General features: G+C 72.5%; 14 protein-coding genes. 9 read left to right on the forward strand and 5 right to left on the reverse strand.

What is annotated here, in order from left to right; genetic code table 11:
* The first annotated feature begins 121 nt into the window (after window positions 1-121).
* From Q5530_RS35210 to Q5530_RS35220, 3 genes are all read left to right on the forward strand, one after another.
* Window positions 122-1,879: a M14 family zinc carboxypeptidase gene (locus Q5530_RS35210; RefSeq protein ID WP_415367165.1), complete on the forward strand. Its 1,758-nt coding sequence runs from the start codon at window positions 122-124 to the stop codon at window positions 1,877-1,879.
* 59 nt (window positions 1,880-1,938) lie between these two features.
* Window positions 1,939-2,922, forward strand: a complete 984-nt coding sequence (rfbB, locus tag Q5530_RS35215; RefSeq protein WP_415367166.1) for a dTDP-glucose 4,6-dehydratase — start codon at window positions 1,939-1,941, stop codon at window positions 2,920-2,922.
* A gap of 407 nt (window positions 2,923-3,329) precedes the next feature.
* Entirely contained in the window at window positions 3,330-4,931 is a 1,602-nt protein-coding gene (locus tag Q5530_RS35220) for a vWA domain-containing protein (RefSeq protein WP_415367168.1), read from the forward strand.
* Between the two features lie 145 nt (window positions 4,932-5,076).
* On the opposite strand, the gene Q5530_RS35225 is transcribed toward Q5530_RS35220, so the two are convergent.
* A complete protein-coding gene (locus Q5530_RS35225) occupies window positions 5,077-6,702 on the reverse strand; it encodes a glycosyl hydrolase family 18 protein (protein WP_415367170.1) in 1,626 nt (541 codons plus the stop codon).
* 342 nt (window positions 6,703-7,044) lie between these two features.
* Here Q5530_RS35225 and Q5530_RS35230 point away from each other — a divergent pair, with 342 nt between their 5' ends.
* On the forward strand, window positions 7,045-8,085 hold the full coding sequence (locus Q5530_RS35230) for a serine hydrolase domain-containing protein (RefSeq protein ID WP_415367246.1): 1,041 nt from the start codon (window positions 7,045-7,047) through the stop codon (window positions 8,083-8,085).
* 123 nt (window positions 8,086-8,208) lie between these two features.
* Here the strand turns inward: Q5530_RS35230 and Q5530_RS35235 are convergent, their stop codons facing one another.
* A complete protein-coding gene (locus tag Q5530_RS35235; RefSeq protein WP_380636017.1) occupies window positions 8,209-8,670 on the reverse strand; it encodes a heme-degrading domain-containing protein in 462 nt (153 codons plus the stop codon).
* An 87-nt stretch (window positions 8,671-8,757) separates the two neighbouring features.
* Between Q5530_RS35235 and Q5530_RS35240 the strand changes: the two genes are divergently transcribed.
* The 3 genes from Q5530_RS35240 to Q5530_RS35250 are packed head-to-tail and all read left to right on the forward strand — an operon-like array spanning window position 8,758 to window position 11,604.
* The gene (locus tag Q5530_RS35240; RefSeq protein ID WP_415367171.1) at window positions 8,758-9,798 is read left to right on the forward strand and encodes an ROK family protein; all 1,041 of its coding nucleotides are present in this window, start codon (window positions 8,758-8,760) and stop codon (window positions 9,796-9,798) included.
* Window positions 9,799-9,854: 56 nt separating this feature from the next.
* Window positions 9,855-10,592: a PP2C family protein-serine/threonine phosphatase gene (locus Q5530_RS35245; RefSeq protein ID WP_415367172.1), complete on the forward strand. Its 738-nt coding sequence runs from the start codon at window positions 9,855-9,857 to the stop codon at window positions 10,590-10,592.
* A gap of 31 nt (window positions 10,593-10,623) precedes the next feature.
* Window positions 10,624-11,604 (forward strand): hypothetical protein, encoded by a 981-nt coding sequence (locus Q5530_RS35250; RefSeq protein WP_415367173.1) that lies wholly within the window; start codon window positions 10,624-10,626, stop codon window positions 11,602-11,604.
* Between the two features lie 66 nt (window positions 11,605-11,670).
* On the opposite strand, the gene Q5530_RS35255 is transcribed toward Q5530_RS35250, so the two are convergent.
* Window positions 11,671-12,348: an ArsR/SmtB family transcription factor gene (locus Q5530_RS35255; RefSeq protein WP_415367174.1), complete on the reverse strand. Its 678-nt coding sequence runs from the start codon at window positions 12,346-12,348 to the stop codon at window positions 11,671-11,673.
* A 56-nt stretch (window positions 12,349-12,404) separates the two neighbouring features.
* Between Q5530_RS35255 and Q5530_RS35260 the strand changes: the two genes are divergently transcribed.
* Window positions 12,405-13,697 (forward strand): isocitrate lyase/phosphoenolpyruvate mutase family protein, encoded by a 1,293-nt coding sequence (locus Q5530_RS35260; RefSeq protein WP_415367176.1) that lies wholly within the window; start codon window positions 12,405-12,407, stop codon window positions 13,695-13,697.
* On the opposite strand, the gene Q5530_RS35265 is transcribed toward Q5530_RS35260, so the two are convergent.
* Window positions 13,694-14,869, reverse strand: a complete 1,176-nt coding sequence (locus Q5530_RS35265) for an alginate lyase family protein (protein ID WP_415367177.1) — start codon at window positions 14,867-14,869, stop codon at window positions 13,694-13,696. The genes Q5530_RS35260 and Q5530_RS35265 overlap by 4 nt on opposite strands.
* Window positions 14,870-15,255: 386 nt before the next feature.
* Between Q5530_RS35265 and Q5530_RS35270 the strand changes: the two genes are divergently transcribed.
* Window positions 15,256-17,349, forward strand: coding sequence for an NB-ARC domain-containing protein (locus tag Q5530_RS35270; protein ID WP_415367178.1), 2,094 nt, complete (start codon window positions 15,256-15,258; stop codon window positions 17,347-17,349).
* On the opposite strand, the gene Q5530_RS35275 is transcribed toward Q5530_RS35270, so the two are convergent.
* Window positions 17,336-18,967, reverse strand: a complete 1,632-nt coding sequence (locus tag Q5530_RS35275) for a hypothetical protein (RefSeq protein ID WP_415367180.1) — start codon at window positions 18,965-18,967, stop codon at window positions 17,336-17,338. The two genes, Q5530_RS35270 and Q5530_RS35275, sit on opposite strands and share 14 nt — an antisense overlap.
* Window positions 18,968-19,127: the final 160 nt, after the last annotated feature.

The raw sequence follows: 19,127 nt of genomic DNA on the forward strand, positions 1-19,127 counted from the left end.
CGCACTCCCGAAACCACCGGCCACGACCTGCGGCCATGACGGAGAGCAATGGCCGGTTGGTGGGTGGGCAAGACACCCCCGCGTGCCCCATCCTCCGAATCACCCTGCCTAGGAGGAACGCGTGAAGTCGAGGAGACGCTCACTGCTGACGCTGGCCGTGGCCGGTGTGGCGGCGGCCGCCGTGGTCACCGCCAGTCCCACCACCGCGGGCCCCGCGCCCGAGGTGGCGGCGGCGGCGGCCGGCCCCATCTACGTGTACAAGGTGCGCGCCCCGCTGGGCGCCGCCGCCCAGGACCTGCTCGGGCGCGGGTTCGACGTGCTCGAGGACCGCGACGGCGAGCACCTGTTCGTGCTCGGCGACGCCACCACCGGCGCCGGCCTGCGGAAAGCCGGGTTCAGCGCGGTGATCGACGAGGTGCTGCCCGCCCCCGAGTGGCAGCCACCGGCCGCGCGGGCGCAGGTCGACGCCGCGAACATCGACGAGACCTACTACGGCGGCTACCGGACGATCAACGCCCACTGGTCGCACCTGGACCTGGTCGCCCAGCAGCACCCGGACCTGGCGACCGTCGTGGACTACGGCGACTCGTGGCGCAAGACCCAGGGCGCGGGCGGCTACGACCTGCGGGCCGTCTGCATCACCAAGAAGAACGCGGGGGACTGCGCGCTCGACCCGAACTCCCCGAAGCCCCGGTTCTTCGTCATGGGCCAGCTGCACGCCCGCGAGCTGACCACCGGTGACGTCGCCTGGCGGTGGATCGACCACCTCGTCCAGGGCTACGGCGCCAACGCCGAGGTCACCGCGCTGCTCGACAGCACCGAGGTGTGGGTGGTGCCCATCGCCAACCCCGACGGCGTGAACATCGTCCAGCAGGGCGGCAACTCGCCGCGCTACCAGCGCAAGAACGCGAACACCACGAACGGGTCGAACTGCTCGGGCACCTCGTCCTCGCAGGTCGGCATCGACCTCAACCGCAACACCGACTCGCACTGGGGCGAGTCCGGCACGTCGTCCAACCCGTGCGACCAGACCTACAAGGGGCCGTCGGCCAACTCCGAGGTCGAGACGCGGGCGCTCCAGGGCCTGTGGCGTTCCCTCTACCGCGACCGGCGCGGCACGGGCGCGGGCGACGCCGCGCCCGCCGACACCACCGGCGTGGTCATCTCCATGCACAGCTACTCGAACCTGGTGCTGTTCCCGTGGGGCTGGAGCGCCACCCAGAAGACCGGCAACGACGCCGCGCTGCGCGGCATGGCGCGGGACATGGCGTCGCTGGCCGGCGGTTGGCAGTACGGGCAGCCCGGCGAGGTGCTGTACAACGCGGCCGGCGCGACCGACGACTGGGTGTACGACGACCTGGGCGTGGCCTCGTTCGTGTGGGAGATCGGGCCGTCCTCGGGGACGTGCTCCGGGTTCCTGCCCGCCTACTCGTGCCAGAGCTCGACGTTCTGGCCGAAGACGCTGCCGATGCTGATGTACGCGGGGAAGAAGGCCGTCAGCCCCTACGGCGGCGGGGGCAACCCGCCCACCGGCTGCGCGCGGCAGACCAACGACGCGGACGTGGCGATCCCGGACAACGGCGCGGCCGTGACCAGCGCCATCGGCATCTCCGCGTGCGAGGGCAGCGCGTCGGCGACCACGCAGGTCGAGGTGCACGTCAAGCACAGCTACCGGGGTGACGTGGTGATCGACCTGCTCGCGCCGGACGGCTCGGCGTACCGGCTGAAGTCGTCGAACAACGACTCGGGCGACAACATCGACACGACCTACACGGTGAACGTGTCGGCCGAGGCGCGCAACGGCGCGTGGCGGCTGCGCGTGCAGGACGTGTACTCGGCGGACACCGGCTACCTCGACTCGTGGAGCCTGACGCTGTGACCCGCGCGGGCCCGTGCGCTCCCGGGCGCACGGGCCCGTCCCGTGGGTAGCGTGCGCGTATGACCACGGTTCTGGTGACGGGCGCGGCGGGCTTCATCGGGTCTCACTTCACGCGGCACTGGGTGGCCGAGCACCCGGAGGACCGGGTGGTGGCGCTGGACGCCCTGACCTACGCGGGCACGACCAGCAACCTCGCCGACGTGCGGGACCGGGTCGAGTTCGTGCACGCGGACATCGCCGACCACGACCTGACCGGCGTGGAGGTGGTGGTGAACTTCGCCGCCGAGTCGCACAACAGCCTGGCCGTGCTGGACCCGGCGCGGTTCTTCCGGACCAACGTGCTGGGCACGCAGGCGCTGCTGGAGGCGGCGCGGCGGGCGGGCGTGCGGCGGTTCCACCACATCTCGACGTGCGAGGTGTACGGGGACCTGGCGCTGGACGCGGACCAGGCGTTCACCGAGGAGTCGCCCTACCGGCCGCGCACGCCGTACAACGCGAGCAAGGCCGGGGCGGACCACGCGGTGCGGGCGTACCACGAGACCTTCGGGCTGCCGGTGACGATCACCAACTGCGCGAACAACTACGGGCCGAACCAGTTCCCGGAGAAGGTGCTGCCGCTGTTCACGACGCGGGCGCTGGACGGCGGCGAGCTGCCCGTGTACGCGTCCAAGGACAACCGGCGGGAGTGGATCCACGTGCTGGACCACTGCCGGGCGATCGAGGCCGTGCTGCTGGACGGGCGGGTCGGCGAGACCTACCACGTGGGCACGGGCGAGGAGGCCAGCGTGGAGGAGATCGCGGACCTCGTGCTGGCCGAGCTGGGCCTGCCCGCGTCGCGCAAGACGACCGTCCCGGACCGCCCCGGCCACGACCGCCGCTACCTGCTGGACTCGACCCGGATCCGGCGCGAGCTGGGCTGGGAACCCCGGGTGGGGTTCGCCGAGGGCGTCCGCGACACCATCCGCTGGTACGCCGACAACCGGGCCTGGTGGGAGCCCCTGCGCGACCGCAGCCCGGTGACCGAAACGGCCTGGACGGGCTAACAGGAACGCAGAACTCAGGGGTCCTGAACGCTGAACTCGGGGGTCGCGAACGTACGACACGGTGGTCCCGAACGTACGACTCGCGCGCGTGTCGAACCCTCACGCCCGGCGTGTCGAACCCCCAGCCCGCGCGAGTCGTACGTTCAGGACGCGCGAGTCGTACGTTCAGGACGCGCGAGTCGTACGTTCAGGACTGGTGAGTCGTACGTTCGGGACCGGTGAGTTCTGCGTTCGGGGTCCCCTGTTCGGGGCGGGCGGCTGCCGTTCGCCGGACACGTATCCGGGGTGAAGTTGCTCTTCTCGGACCGTACTCGGGGGGCCGCTCGATCATCCGCTTGACGTGACCGGACAACGCTGTCCGGGCGCCCGGGCACCTGCGCCCGGCAGCGCTAGCGGAAAGAGATCACATGCGTTCCTCCCCCCGGAGCGGCGTGCTGTTGGCGGTCGCCGCGTTGGCCGTCTCCACCGTCCAGTTCACCTCACCCGCGGTGGCGGCCCCCGCCCCCGTCGCCTCCCCGTGCGGCCCACTCGACGTCGCGTTCGTCCTCGACGACACCGGCAGCATGGGCGGCGCCATCGCCAACCTGAAGACCGGCGTCAACTCGATCGTCAACGACGTGGTCGCCGCGTCCGGCGGCGACTACCAGCTGGGCCTGGTGACGTTCAAGGACAACGTCACCGTTCACCAGGACCTGGCGCCCGGCAACGCGGCGGCGGTGACGAACTACGTCACCAACACCCTCGCCCCCGGTGCCGGGAACAACGAGCCCGAGGCGTCCGACGAGGCCCTGAACACCGTCGTGAACAACCGGGCGGCGGCCGGTCGCCCGCAGAACGTCGACTTCGACGGCACGTGGCGGTCCAACGCGATGAAGTTCGTCGTGCTGGTGACCGATGCCCGCCCCGGCGGGTTCGACGACACGCACGCGGCCGCGGACGTCACCAACGCCGCCCAGTGGGCCAACGACGCCCTGGCGCGCGGCATCAAGATCAGCTCGGTGTACGTGCCCACGTCGTCGTCGTTCACCCCGGTGATCACGCCGATCATGCAGAACTACGCCACGACGACCGGCGGGATCTTCCTCCAGGCGTCGTCGACCGGGGCGGGCACGGCGGACTCGATCCGCAAGTTCCTGTCCGACTGCCGGCAGACCGACGTGTTCATCCGGGACCAGACGACCGACACCGGCGCCGAGCCCAACCCGAACGGCACGGTGTGGAACAGCCCGGACATCAAGGTCTGCCCGGGGATCGCGGACTGCGGCGCGGGCACCCAGCCCGTCGTCGGCGCGACGAACTACGTCCACGTGAAGCTGAACAAGGACCTGGCGGGGTCGGCCACCGGCACGCTCAAGGTCTACCGGACCCCGGCCGGCGGCGGCACGACCTGGGACAACGCGACCAACGGCGACTGGGTGGCCATCGGCCAGCAGTCGCTGACCGTGCCGCCGGGCGGGACCGTGGCGAAGATCCCGTGGCCGAACATCCCCGGTCCGGGTCACTTCTGCCTGCTGGCGCGCTGGGTGTCGGCGACGGACCCGATGACCTTCGCGGAGGGCCCGAACACCGCGCTGAACACCAAGAACAACAACAACATCGCGTGGAAGAACTTCCAGACCGTGCGCGGGCGCGTGCTGGAGCCGGTGCGCTCCTGGTTCACCCTGGGCAACGCGACCGGGCGGGACGAGGTCAGGACCGACCTGGTGCTGACCGGTGAGAAGCCGGTGGCGGGCGCCGTGGTGATCGACCTCGGTCGGGAGCTGTTCGAGCGCTGGCGCGCCGGCGGTGGCAAGGCGGAGGGCGTGCGGCAGGTCGGCGAGACCGCGCTCCAGCTCGACCCGAAGCGCGCGGCGCTGATCGGTGTGCCGCTGAGGGCGGGGGAGCGGTTCACGACGGAGCTGACCTTCACGCCGGAGGCGCCGGGTGACTACCTGGTGAACCTCGTCCAGTTCGTCGAGGGCGAGGACCACGGCGGGGTGGCCTACCGGGTCGTCACCGACCGCGGGTAGGGCGCGTGAACGTGGTCGCGGCCCTCCGCCTCCCGGGCCGCGACCACGTCCGTGCTTGCCCGCCGCGGACGCGGAAGAGCCCCGCAGGAGGGACGCTGCGGGGCTCTTCCGGTCTTCCGGTGTGCGGGAGGGTGAAGCCCGCGGGTTACTTCAGGCCGTTGGCGATGGCGGTGACGAGCTCACCGTTGCTGGTGTCGCCGTCGAGGGACCAGAAGAACGCGCCACCCAGGCCCTGGTTCTTGGCCCAGGTCATCTTGCCGCCGATGGTGGCCGGGGTGTCGTAGCTCCACCACTGGTTGCCGCAGTGCGCGTACGCGGTGCCGGCGATGGTGCCGGTGGCCGGGCACTTGGTCTTGAGCACCTTGTAGTCCTCGATGCCCGCCTCGTAGGTGCCGGGCGCCGCGCCGGTCGCCGTGCCGCCCGGGGCGGCCTGGGTGACGCCGGTCCAGCCGCGGCCGTAGAAGCCGATGCCCAGCAGCAGCTTGGCCGAGGGCACGCCCTTGCCCTTGAGCTTCTGGATCGCGGCGTCGGAGTTGAAGCCCGCGGTCGGGATGCCGGACCACGAGGTCAGCGGGGAGTGCGGGGCCGTCGGGCCCTGCGCAGCCCAGGCGCCGAAGTAGTCGTAGGTCATGACGTTGTACCAGTCGAGGTACTGGGCCGCGCCGCCGTAGTCGGCCGCGTCGATCTTGCCGCCGTTGGAGCCGTCGGCGGTGATGGCCGCGGTCACCAGGTAGTTGGCGCCGAAGCGGGTGCGCAGCGCCTGGGACAGGGTCTTGAAGGAGCCGAAGCCGCTGGTGTCGCAGGTCAGACCACAGGCGTTCGGGTACTCCCAGTCGATGTCGATGCCGTCGAACACATCGGCCCAGCGCGGGTCCTCGACCAGCTTGTAGCAGGACTCGGCGAACGCGGCCGGGTTCTGCGCGGCCTGGCCGAAGCCGCCGGACCAGGTCCAGCCGCCGAAGGAGAACAGCACCTTGATGTGCGGGTACATCTTCTTCAGCTTGCGCAGCTGGTTGAAGTTGCCGCGCAGGGCGCCGGTGTCCCAGCTGTCCGCGACGCCGTCGACGGAGTTCGCGGCGGTGTAGGCCATGTCGTAGTCGGCGTAGGCGTCACCGATGGTGCACTGCCCGTTCTGGACGTTGCCGAACGAGTAGTTGATGTGCGTCATCTTCGCGGCGGAGCCGGAGGTGTGGATGTTCTTCACGAAGTACTGGCGGCCGTAGACGCCCCACTGGGTGAAGTAGCCCAGGTTGATCTTGCCACTCCGAGGCGGGGTGCTCGTCGTGGTGGTCGGCCCCGTGGTGGTCGTGGTCGTCGTCGTGGTGGTGGTCGTCGTGGTCGTGGTGGTGGTCGGGTTCGTCCCGCCCGCCTCGCACGACGCGCCGTTCAGCTTGCAGTTGGCCGGGGCGGAGTAGGCGCCCGAGTAGCTCACGTTGAAGCCGAAGCTGACCGAGCCGCCCACGCCCACGCTGCCGTTCCAGGTCGGCTTGACGGTGACGTGCTGGCCGCTGGTGGTCTGCGCGCCGTCCCAGACGGAGCTGACGCGGTGGCCGGCGGGCAGGTCGAACTCCACGGTCCAGGTGCTCAGCGCGGTGGTGCCGCCGTTGCGGACGGTGAACTTGCCCTCGTAGCCGGTACCCCAGTCCGAGCCCTTGCTGAAGGTGGCCGAAACGCCGCCCGCGCCGCTCGCCGCGGGTGCGACGACCAACCCCACCACCAACGTGGCGACCGCCACGAACAACGCTGTGACATGCCATCGGATCTTGGACATCGTGCTCCTCGTCAGGAAAGGAGTGCAGGGTGATGTCACCATGTGGTTCAGACCACTTAAGGTCAAGGTCTAGACCATTCGTGTCACTCGAACGGAGTAGTGATACTACCCGCGGAATCGGTTCCGCGGAAGGCGATGACAGGCGGCGACCAGCCAACTACCAGGCAGCGAGCGGGCGACCACTAGGGGATCGATCAGACTTCCGGACGACGCGGATCGCCACCACGGGGTGACGCCACGGGGCCGCCGGATCGGCAGGCTGGGGACCCTCAACGTCCAAGGGAGGACGCGTTGAAGGTCAAGAGGGGTATCGCCCTGGCCGCCGCAGTGGGGTTGGCGGTCATGGGTGCGGGCGGGACGGCGGTGGCCGCCCCGGGCGGCGACCGGATCGACCGCGAGGTGGTGCAGGGGGCGCTGGACGAGATGGCGGCGACCGGGGCGCAGGGGGTCCAGGTCCGGGTCGTCGACGGGCGGCGGGGGTTCACCGCGCGGGCGGGCACGGCCCGGGTCGGCTCGCCGCGCCCGGTGCCGACCGACGGCCGGTTCCGGGTCGGCAGCGTCACCAAGACGTTCGTCTCGACGGTGGTGCTGCAACTGGTCGGCGAGGGCCGGGTGGAGCTGGACGCGCCCGTGTCCCGCTACCTGCCGGGCCTGCTGCCGGACGGCGACCGGATCACCGTGCGGCACCTGCTCCAGCACACCAGCGGGCTCTACAACTACACGGACGCGCTGCCGCTGGACCCGGAGGACTTCGAGCCCATCCGGTACAAGACGTGGACGCCGGCCGAGCTGGTGGCCCTGTCCACGGCACGGCCGCTCGACTTCCAGCCGGGCACCGGCTGGAACTACTCCAACACCAACTACGTCGTGGTCGGGCTGCTGGTCGAGAAGATCACCGGCAAGCCCTACGGGCACGCGGTCGAGCAGCGGGTCCTGCGCCCGCTCGGCCTGCGCGACACGTCCGTGCCGGGCACCCGGGTCGGCATCCCCGGCCCGCACGCCCACGGCTACGCGCGGGCGCACGGCGAGGTCGTGGACATCACCGAGCTGAACCCGTCCGTCGCCTGGGCGGCCGGCGAGATGATCTCGACGACCGAGGACCTGAGCCGGTTCGTCGACGCGCTGCTGGACGGCCGCCTGCTGCGGCCCGCCCAGCAGCGGGAGATGCTGACCACCGTGCAGGGCTACGGCCTGGGCATCGAGGCCACCGAGCTGCCGTGCGGCGTGACCACGTGGGGCCACGGCGGCGGCATCCCCGGCTACAGCACCCTGATGGCGAGCACCCCCGACACCGCGACGCGGCTGACCGCCTCGGTGACCTCGTCCCCGGACGGGGGTCCGGTCAACGGGGCGGAGGAGCTGCTGACCGAGGTGTTCTGCTGAGCTGAGCGGTTCGGTGCGAGGGGCTCCCCGGGGGTGGGGGAGCCCCTCGCACCCGACCGGCCCACTGGGGGGTTGGGCGCGGTCGGGAGGGCGGCGGCCGGGGCGGCCGGCCACCGCCGAAGATCACCGGGCGGCCAGGAACTCCTCCAGCCGCCCCACCACGAACGCGTGGTCCTCGGCCTGCGGCAGGCCGGACACGCCGACCGTGCCGACCACGCCGACGCCGGCCACGGTCACCGGGAACACGCCGCCGTGCGCGGCGTAGCGGTCGGGGTCCAGGCGCGAGTCCTCCTCGAACGTCCGGCCCCTGGCCCGGAAGCCCTCGCCGACCCGGTAGGAGCTCTGCCCGTAGCGGTCGACCACGCGCGACTTGCGGTCGATCCACTCGTCGTTGTCCACCGAGGTGCCCGGCAGGGCCGCGTGGAACAGGCGCTGGCCGGCGCGCCGCACCGAGATCGTCACGGGCAGCCCGGCCGCGCGGGCGGCGTCCAGCAGGAAGGCGCCCAGGGCCAGGGCCACGTCGTTGTCGAACGACGTGAACACCAGCCGGGCCTCCTGCTCGGCCAGTTCGTCCAGCAGGCTCACGGCAACACCACCTGTCCGGTTCCGAGGGTCACCGGCCCCATTAAAGCAACACCGTGTAATAACGGCCAGGCGTGCCAGAATGGCCGGGTGCCCAACTTGCGCTTCCTGCGGGGATACAACGACGCGGTGGTGCTGGGCCTGGCCCGCTCCGGCGCGGTCACCAGGGTCGAGCTGGCCGAGCGCAGCGGCCTGACCCCGCAGGCGGTGTCCAAGGTCGTCGGCCGGCTCATCGCCGACGGCCTGCTGGTGGAGGCCGGCACCCGCAACGTCGGCGTCGGCAAGCCGCGCACGCTGCTGGAGCTGGTCGCCGACAGCAGGCTGGCGCTGGGCGCCCAGGTCGAGCGGGACGAGCTGCGCGTGGTGCTCACCGACCTGGCGGGCACCGTGCTGGACCGCGCGGTCGCCCCGCTGCCCCGCGACTTCGACCCGCCCACGTTCGTGGCCGAGCTGAGCCGCCTGGTCGACGGGCTGCGCAGCGACCGGCTCCTCGGCGTGGGCATCGGGTTCGTCGGGCCGCTCGACCACCGCACCGGCGTGGTGCACGACCCCACCGGCCTGAGCGGGTGGCACGACGTGCCGCTGCGCTCGTGGGCCGAGGAGCGGCTGGGCCTGCCGGTCGTGCTCGACAAGGACACCAACACCGCGGTGGTCGCGGAGGCGTGGCGGCGCGGCGAGGAGCTGCGGGACGCGGTGCTCGTGCTCGTCGGCACCGGCCTGGGCGTCGGGATGCTGCTCGACGGGCGCGTGCACCGGGGCGTGCGCACCAACGCGGGCGAGTACGGGCACACCACGCTCCAGGTGGACGGGCCGCCGTGCGTGTGCGGGCGGACCGGGTGCGTCGAGGCGCTGCACAACCTCGCCGCCGCCCGCGGCGACCTGGTCGGGGCGACCTCGGTCGTCGGCGTCGCGGTGGCCGACCTGGTGCAGCTGCTCGACATCGACCACGTGGTGCTCGCCGGCCGCGCGGTCCTCGCCGAGCCCGCCGCCTACCTGGAGGGGGTCCGTGCCCGGCTGCCGAAGGACGAATGGCTGCCGGTGGAGGTGTCGATCACCCCCCTGGGTGACGACGTGGTCGCCGCGGGGGCCGCCATGCTCGTGCTGAGCGAGTTCTACGGCCGGCCCCGCTGAACCTTTTTGGAGATGCCCTGCTCACGGGCACTCGGGCGGGTGATTCACTATCCGGCATGTATGCGCTCCGGTACGCCGTCGGCACCGACCCCGGCCTGCGCCGTGAAGCGAACGAGGACTCGGTGTACTACAGCGAGCGCCTGTTCGCCGTGGCCGATGGGATGGGGGGTCACGCGTACGGCGAAGTGGCCAGCTCGATCGCGGTCGGGGTGCTGGCCGAGCTGGACCCCGAGGCCGACGACCCGCTCGCCGCGCTGGCCGAGGCGGCGCGGCAGATCGCCATCCGGCTGACCGACCTGGCCGAGGAGAACTTCGACATGCGCGGCATGGGCACCACGCTCACCGCGCTGCTGTGGGACGGCGAGCGGTTCGCGGTCGGGCACATCGGCGACTCGCGCTGCTACCTCGTCCGCGACGGCGCGCTGACCCAGGTGACCCGCGACCACACCATGGTCCAGGCGCTGGTGGACGACGGGCGCATGTCCGCCGAGCAGGCCGACGAGCACCCCGGCCGGTCCATGCTCATGCGGGCGCTCCAGGCGGGCAGCGCGCACGACCCGGACCTGTTCTTCCACGAGGTCCAGCCGGGCGACCGCTACCTGCTCTGCTCGGACGGCCTGTCCGACGTGGTCGCCGCGCCCGAGATCGCCGCGCTGCTGACCACCGACCCGGACGGCGACGAGACCGTGCGCGCCCTCATCGCGGCGGCCAACGAGCGCGGCGGTCCGGACAACATCACGTGCCTGCTGGTCGACGTGGTGCCCGCGGACGACGCCTCGTGGGTGCCGCGGTGACCGGCCCGCTGACCCCGGGAGCCTGAGACCCGTGCAAGCCGACCTGCCCCCGCACGTCGACCTGGCGTGGCGCGACCCGGACCTGGAGCGCGCCGCCCGCGCCCTGGTCGTCGGCGACATCGCGCCCGCCCTCGCCCTCCTCGCCCGCGAGGTCCCGCCCGACCTGCGCGACCTGCGCGTGGAGGTGCTGGGTCAGGCCGGGCAGGAGGTGCTGGTCGACCTGGACGTGGCGGCGGAGGACGACCCCGACCGCCTGCTGCTGCTCGGCAGCGCCCTGAACGCCGCGGCGTGGTGGGCCAGGGGCGCGCTCTACGCCGGGCAGACCGGTGACGCGCGGGTCGAGCGGTTCCTCGACCTCTCCGGCCGGGCCCGGGACGCGCTGACCCGCGCCGCCGCGGCCGCGCCCGCCGACGCGGCGCCGTGGAGCGCCCTGATGAGCTGCGCGCTGGGCGCGCCCGAGCGCGAGGGCGAGGGCGGCGAGGTCTTCGCCGGGGTGGTGGCGCGCGTGCCCGACCTGGTGTCGGCGCACGAGCGCAGGCTCCAGGGGCTGGCCGCCAAGTGGTACGGCAGCCACGAGCAGATGCTCGACTTCGCGCGCGTGCGGGTGGCCGACCTGCCGAACGGGCACCCGCTGCTGGCGCTGGTGCCCGCCGCGCACATCGAGGTGCACCTGCACGACAGCAGCGCGCCCGGCGCGATCCGGCGGTGGCGGGCCATGGACTACCCGGGTCGCCGGGTGGTGCGGGCCGAGGTGGCCGCGGCGTCGGACCGGTTGTCGGCGGCCGGTGGGGCGGAGCGGGCGCACGCGAGGTGGATCCGGGCCAACCAGGTGTTCGCCGCCTACTACAACTCGGTGGCGGACGTGGCCGGGCTCAGGCCGGAGGACGTGGACCGGTTGGCGCGGCACGTGGCGGAGGCGGGGGAGCGGCCGGCCCGGTGGCCCTGGGGGTACTTCGGGGACCACCACGCGGCGTTCGAGAAGGCCCGGAGGTTGGCGGCCGGGGCGCGCTGAGGTTGGCGGCGCGCTGGGGTTGGGCGCCGGGGCCGGGGCCGCGCCGAGGTGGCGGGCAACCCGGCGTCAGGTCGCGGTCGGCCCCAGCAGGTCGTGCAGGCCCCGCTCACCGCTCGGCGTGAGGCGCACCGCGCGACCGCCGCCCACCCGGCGCACCCACCCCCGCTCGTGCAGGTGGGCGCACAGGTGCGCCCCCGCCGCCCCGGCCAGGTGGGAGCGGCGCTCGGTCCAGTCCAGGCACGCCCTGCTCGCCGCGCGGCGCCCGCCGGGCCGGAACCCCAGCCCGGCGAACCACACCCACCCCTCCCCGGTGACCGCGCACCCCTCGTCGAGCAGGCCGCGCCCGGTCATCGCGTCGGTGAGGGCGACCCCCAGCCGGCCCGCCAGGTGGTCGTAGCAGGTGCGGCCCCGCCGCAGGGCCTCGTGGGCGGCGACCGCGCGCAGGCCGTCCCCGGATCCCACCGGACCGAGGTAGGACAGCAGGTCCTCCACCAGCCGGGCCTGGTCGGGCCCCGCCAGCTGGACGTAGCGGTGCCTGCCCTGCCTGCGCTCGACCAGCAGGCCGCCGTCCACCAGGCGGGTCAGGTGCTCGCTCGCGGTCGACGCCGCCACCCCCGCCACGCGGGCCAGCTCGCCCGCCGTCCACGCCCGACCGTCCATCAGGGCGAGCAGGAACCGCGCGCGGCTGCGGTCGGCCAGCAGGCCGGCCAGGTCCGCGAGGTCGTCGGCTGCCACGGCCGCCATTGTGGCGGGTGGACGGTTCGGCGCCCGCCGAAGCGACCCGGTCCTACGGTGGCGGCGTGGATCCCCGAGTGCTGCTGGACGCGTCCTGGACCGTGCCGCCCGTGCCCGCGAGCGGGTCGGGGGTCGCCTGGCTGAGGTCGCGGGTCGCGCGGTTCAGCGAGGGCCCCGACCACGAGCGGCGGCGCGCGATCGTCACGCGCGCGCTCGCCGGGGTCGACCCGGCGGTCCTGCGGCGGCCCGGCGACCCGGTGGCGGTGCTGGCCGAGGCGCTGGGCGTGCCGCGCGCGGTGACCGGGGACGTGGCGGCGGTCGCGCGCTGCCACCAGCCCCACGTGCCCGTGGAGCCGGGGGCGGACGAGGCGGTCGCGCGGCTGGTCGCGGCGTTCGGCGGGGTGTGGGACGAGGAGACGGCCAACCGGATCGGGCTGTTGGTGCAGGCGTGCGGGGCCACCCGGGCGGCGATCGCGGGCGCCGTACCGCCGGTGCCGGTGACGCGGCGGGTCGCGCCCGGCGGCGAGGTGGTCGAGGTGGACCTGGCCGGCGCGGAGTTCGGGGTCGGCCGGCACGCCTGCCCCGGGCGGGAGCACGCGGTGGCGCTGGTGGAGGGCGCGCGGCTGTTCCACCGGCTGCACGACGACCTCCTGGTGCTGCCCAACGCCTGGGACTTCGCGTCGGCGGCGGCGTTCGCGCGGGCGGGGTTCCCGGCCGTGGGCACGACGAGCCTCGGCGTGGCGGCGGCGCACGGCCTGCCGGACGCGGCCGGGGTGGCGCGGGAGGAGACGCTCGCGCTGGCCCGGCTGCTGGTGCGGCTGCCCGTGCCGGTCAGCGTGGACGTGGAGGCCGGGTTCGGCGGCGACGTGCGCGGGCTGGCCGCCGAGCTGCACGGGCTGGGCGTGGCCGGGGTGAACGTGGAGGACGGGCGGGGCGACCGGCTCGCCGACCCGGCCGGGCACGCGGCGGTGGTGCGGGCGTTCAAGGAGGCGGCGCCCGGCCTGTTCGTCAACGCCCGGGTCGACGCGCACTGGCTGGGCGTGGACCCGGGCAGCACGGTGGACCGGGCCCGGCGGTACGTCGACGCGGGCGCGGACGGGGTGTTCGCGCCGGGGCTGCGGGACGAGCGGGGGATCGCGGAGCTGGTGGCGGCGGTGCCGGTGCCGGTGAACGTGCTGGCCGAGGGGGACGTGGGTCGGCTGCGGGAGCTGGGGGTGCGGCGGGTGAGCACCGGGTCGCTGCCGTTCCGGGCGGCGCTGGGCGCGGCGGTCCGGACCGCGCTGGCCGTGCGGGACGGCGGGCGCGGTCCGGACGACGTGCCGGGGTACGCGGAGGTGCGGGGGTTGGTGGGGGGTTAGCGGGGGTTCGACGCGTGGGTCAGGGTCTCCCAGGCGATGAACAGCTTGTCGGTGCCCGCCGGGCGCTGCCGCTCGGTCAGGCGCTGGGTGTTGGTCATCGGGATGCCCAGGCGGGTGCTGAGCGCGGTGAACGCGACCTCGGTGGTCGGCCCCAGCGCCTGCTTGTACGACCCGCCGCACAGCCAGGACGGCACCGGCTCCGCGCCGAGCTGGTAGCGGCTGTGCAGGCCGTACGCGTGGCGCAGGCGCTCGCGCACCTCGCCCCACAGGTCCTGGCCCTGGAGGCGCGCGGTCTCCGCGACGTGCGCGGCGGCGGCCAGGCCGTAGCCGGTGTGCGTGAAGTCGCGGCAGGTCTCCTGGGACAGGCCGTCGACGAAGGTGCTCTGGCCGTGCCAGTGGGAGATGATCTCGTCACGGGTGTCGATGCCGCTGCCGGGCACGGTCCGGGGCAGCGGGCCGTCCGCGGTGAGGTAGACGTAGGCGGCGATGCGGGTGCGGAAGATCGAGACCGCCTGGTCGTAGGCGGCGCGGTCCTCCAGGAACACCGCGATGCCGAGGGAAGCCTCCATCATGGGCAGTTCCCGGTTGCCGTTGGTGTTCTTGCGGCCGTTGACGATCTCCGGCAGGTAGACGTCGCGGAGCATGGTCGCGAACCGGCCCGAGTTCGGCCAGTTCCGGTGCACGTGCTTGATGATCTCGGCGGCGCGGGGCCACGACGAGCCGGCCCACGCGGTCTGGAGCGGCGCGTTGCTGTTGGTGTGGTCGCGGATGGTGGCCGACCAGGCGTCCATGATCTCGATCGCCTTGGTGGCGTACCGGTTGTCCCGGGTGATGTACCAGGCGAGCGACAGCGTGTACGCGGCCAGCGCGTCCTCGCGCTCGTCCGTGCAGCCGTGGTTGGGGTTCGAGCAGGACCCGCACTCGACCACGGCGCGGGGCTTCGGGACGCGGGACGGGGAGGCGAACGGGTGCGCCGTCATCTGGTCGAAGGCGGCGCGCCACGGTTGCTGGTTGGTGGTGACCTTGTCGCGGACGAAGTCCAGCTGGGACGTGCCGACCAGCACCCCGGGGTGGGTGAAGACGGCGGGGGCGGCCGACGACGGGGCGGGCGTCGTGACGGTCGGGGTGGCGGCCAACAGGGTGATGGCGGGAAGCAGGGATCTCCGGCGCATGACCCGGGGTCTGGGTGGTCCAGACCATAGGCGTCAACGGCTGTTCACGCTGGTGAAGTGGGGTTTCCTCCCGGTTCCGGCCGGTCGCGCTCCCACCCGGGTTTTCCGGGTTCGCTGAACCGGTTCGGATACCGGGACATCCGGTCCCGCATCGCACGGAGTCGTACCGAACCTCCACGCAAGAGTGTCGAAGAGCGCCGAAAGAGTGAAAGTATGGCGCGTTCGTCGGTGACGCGGAGGTGACTCGGGTAAGCAACAGTGCACAAAAGGCCACTGGCCGACACCACGTCCAAGTGTGATACTTCAGTGCAGCCGGTACCGGGGACAAGACCATGAACCCAGAGACAACGGTAGAAGACGCGTTTCGTACTGCCGGGGTGCGTGCCGTGGCGAACGACGTGTCCGGGCCCGTCGTGGGCAATGTCGTCCAGGCCGGTGTGATCAACGAGGTGACGATCGTGTCGGTGCCCGCTCCAGCCGGGGCGCCGAGGCAGTTGCCCGTGCTGACCCATGGTCTCGTGGACCGGTCCGAGGACGTCGCCCGCCTCGATCGGGCGGTGGCCCGCGGCTGTGAACAAGGCAGGCCGTCGATCGCCGTGCTTACGGGCATGGGAGGCGTCGGCAAGACGGCGTGTGCGTTGAACTGGGCGCACCGCAATGCGGATCGGTTCGACGGAGGTCAGCTGTACGCGGACCTCAATGCCTACCGCGGCAAGGGCGGAGTCGCGATCTCCGACGTCCTGGCCGCATTCCTGCGGTCACTCGGCGTCCATTCGCAGTACATGCCGGCCGACTTCGCCGAAAGAGTTGCGCTCTTTCGAAGCATGACCGCCCGGGCCAAGGTGCTGGTGTTGCTCGACGATGCCGACGCGCCCGCTCAGGTGCGTGCGGCGGTGCCGGCATCGGCGGGCAGCCTGGTGCTGGCCACCAGTAGGTTCAGGCTCGGCGGGCTGGTGCTGGACGGTGCCGAGGTGGTCGAGCTGCGGCCGTTGGCGCCGGCCCAGGGCGCCGCGCTCGTGGCGAGCATGGTCGGGGACGACAGGGTGGAGCAGGACCCGGACGGGCTGCGTGACCTGGTGCGCCTCTGTGCGGGCCTGCCGCTCGCGCTGCGGGTGGCCGGAGCCGAACTCGTGCGGCGCAGGCGGTGGTCGCTGTCCCGCCTGGTGCGGCACCTGGCCGACGACCGCGCGCGGCTGGACCGGCTCTCGCTGGAGGGGGACAACCTCGTGGAGCGCATCTTCGACGCGACGTACGAGAACCTGCCTGAAGCCGGCCGTTCGCTCTACCGCGCGCTCGGCCTCCACCCCGGTCCGGAGTTCGGCGTGGACCTCGCCGCCGCCGCGACCACCGACGCGGAGGTGGAGGACCTGCTCGACGTGCTGCGCGCGGTGAACCTCGTGGAGGAGTGGGCGCCGGACCGGTACCGCCTCCACGACCTGATCCACCTGCACGCCCGCGGCTTGGCGCAGCGCGAGGACGCGTCGGAGACGCGGGTCGCCACCGAGCGGCGCATCGTCCGGTGGTACCTGCTCGGCGCCGCCGCCGCGGACCACGCGGTGCTGGGCGCCGCCCGGTGGCGGATCGCGCGGCACGACCTGAGCGCCTGGGACACCCCGTTCGACGCGGGTTCGGGCATGGCGTGGTTCGACACCGAGCGCGCCAACCTGGTGGCCGCGGTGCGGCTGGCGCACGCCCTGGGCATGTACGCCGAGGTATGGCAGTTCTGTGAAGCACTTTGGGCCTTCTACCACAGCCGCAAGTACTACGCGGACTGGATCGAGACGCACCAGCTCGGTGCGGAGTCGGCGCTGCGTTTGGACGACCGCCTGGCCGAGTCCCGGATGCGCAACCAGTTGGCGCGCGCTTACGTGGAGACGCAGGAGTTCGAGCGGGCTCAGGCGGAGCTGGACCGTGCCACCTCGGTGGCCTCCGATCACGAGCGGAGCCGCGCGCTGCTCGACGAGTCGCTGGGTCTGTTGCGCCGCGAGCAGGAGCGGTACGAGGAAGCGGCCGAAGCGTTCCGCGCCGCGCAGGAGGGGAACCGCCGCCTGGAGGACCGCCGGGGCGACGGGTTGCAGGGGTACCAGTTCGGCGACGCGCTCGTCCGCGCCGGGCGGCCCACCGACGCGCTCCCGGTGCTGGAGCAGGCCCTGACCCTGCTGGACGAAGCGAGGGACGAGATGGGGGTCGCCCGGGTGCACATCGCACTGGGCCGGGCTTACGGAGCGCTCGACCGCGTCACCGACGCGCGTCGGGTGCTCGACCGCGCGGTGGCCACCACGCGCGAACGCAGCCAGCCGATCAAGGAAGCCCAGGCCCTGGAGGTGCTGGTCGAGGTGGCAGGGCACCAGCACGACCGCGTGCTGTTCCGCGACTCGGCGGACCGCCTGTACCAGATCTACCTCGAAACGGGGAACCCCCGTGCGCGCGAGGTGCGGCGTTGGATCGACGAGAGCGAGCCGTCCGCTAGCCAGGGGTGACCTCCACGACGCGCGCGCCCACCAGCACCGTGAGCTGCCGGAGGGCGTCGAGCGAGTGCCCGGCGACGCGCCACGCGTACAGGGCGCTCGCCGCGACGGCGGGATCGGCGCAGTCGAGCTTGAGCGTCGGGCCGTCGCGGAACCTGATCATGCTTCCCGTGCTCAGCCGGACTGCGGTGACCTCGACCTGGTAGCGCGCGAGGGTGTCCTCCGTCCACACGCGAGCGAACTCCTCGTTCACCACCTCGCTGTTGAGGAGGATCTCGGCGTTAGACCTGCGGGTCTCGTCGACCTCCCCCTGCACGTCCACCACGAGGAAGGGGTCCCCCGCCCGGTACGGGAGCCGCCTCGCCACCTCCGGGAACCGCTCCAGTTCCACCCGGCCCGCGGTCGGTGACTCGGCGGTGAGCTTCGCGGTGAACCGGTGACTGCCGATGACCGGTGTCTTGAAGTGGGCCGGATCGGGGACCGGGCGCATCTTCGGCGGCGGGGCCGGCGGGAGCCGCATGAGTTCGCGAGCCAGGTTGTTGAGGATGTGCAGCGCCGCGCCGGGACGACCGAGCAGGTGATCCGTGAAGGCCGGCAGGCGCTTCGGGTCGTGCTGCTGGAACGTCGCCTCGACCTGGCTCCTGAGGTCGCCCGAGACGTGGAGCGGCTTGATGGCGGACCACAGTTCGGCGTCGACCGACTGCCTGTTCACCTCGGGGCCGCCGTCGGAGACCAGCAGTACCGGGAGGCCCAGGGCGGCGCCGTAGACCGTCACCGACCCGTGGTCGCCGGCCAGCAGGTCCGTCGCGATCAGTGCGGCGTGCCAGCCGAGCTCCGACGGGATGGGGATCAACCCGCAGTCCAGCGCTTCACGCATGAAGGTCTTCACCTCCAGCGGGCTGTGCGCTTTTTGGACGTTCCAATGGGTGATGAGGGCGACTTTGAACCTGTCGGCCGGCAACTGGGCGAGCAGTCGGTGCGGGAGCTCGGGCGCGGCGCTGAGGGACGAGTAGCGCCCCCAGGTGGAACTGACCGTGATCAACTTCTGGTGGGGTTCGACGTCCAGCAGCCCGCGGTAGTGGCTCCTCCGGTCCCGGCACGCGCGGATCTGGTCCATCACGGGGTCGCCGACCACGACGGTGTGCCCATGCGCTTCAGGTACTTCTGCGACCAAAGCGGGTAGTTGGTTCTCATGGGCGAGGCAGATCACCGTGGGCACCAGGCGGCCGTTGTGCACCAGTTGGTCACGGACGAGCCCCGTGGGCGTGGTGTCGCTACCGGTCGTGTGGGACATCACGCGGCGGTAGCCGGCGCCGTGGGCCATGATGATCAGCGGACCGCGGAGGTGCCTGAGCTTGATGCTCGCGTGGGCTGCGAGGACCAGGTTCCACGAGGACTTGCACGCCTCGCGCCAGGAGATGGCGTCGCCACCCAGGCTTTTGAGGTGCGCGGCGAGGTCACGGGCGAAGGCGGAGCCCCCGTCGGTCGTGAACTTGATCTCTATGAAGTCTTCGGGGTCGAGGTCGAGGCCGCCGAGCACCGACAGCACGCGGTCGACCGTGGTGAAGTTGCGGATGACGAAGAGAACCCGCTGCCGGGCTCCCCAGGTGCTCCGCTGAACAGCGTCCACGTGCTGCCTCGCTTTGCCGCGGCCATCCGCCCGCCGCCACGCTTCGATCACTCGATCTTGGTAGGAGACCCTACCAGCCTGGTGGCAGTCCGGCTGATAGCCTCATGCTAACCAACAGAGCGCCTGTTGGCCACTTGCCACATGGCAGATCGCCGCCAGG

It is taken from the genome of Saccharothrix sp. BKS2, from assembly GCF_047689505.1.
Classification (GTDB): domain Bacteria; phylum Actinomycetota; class Actinomycetes; order Mycobacteriales; family Pseudonocardiaceae; genus Actinosynnema; species Actinosynnema lopnurensis.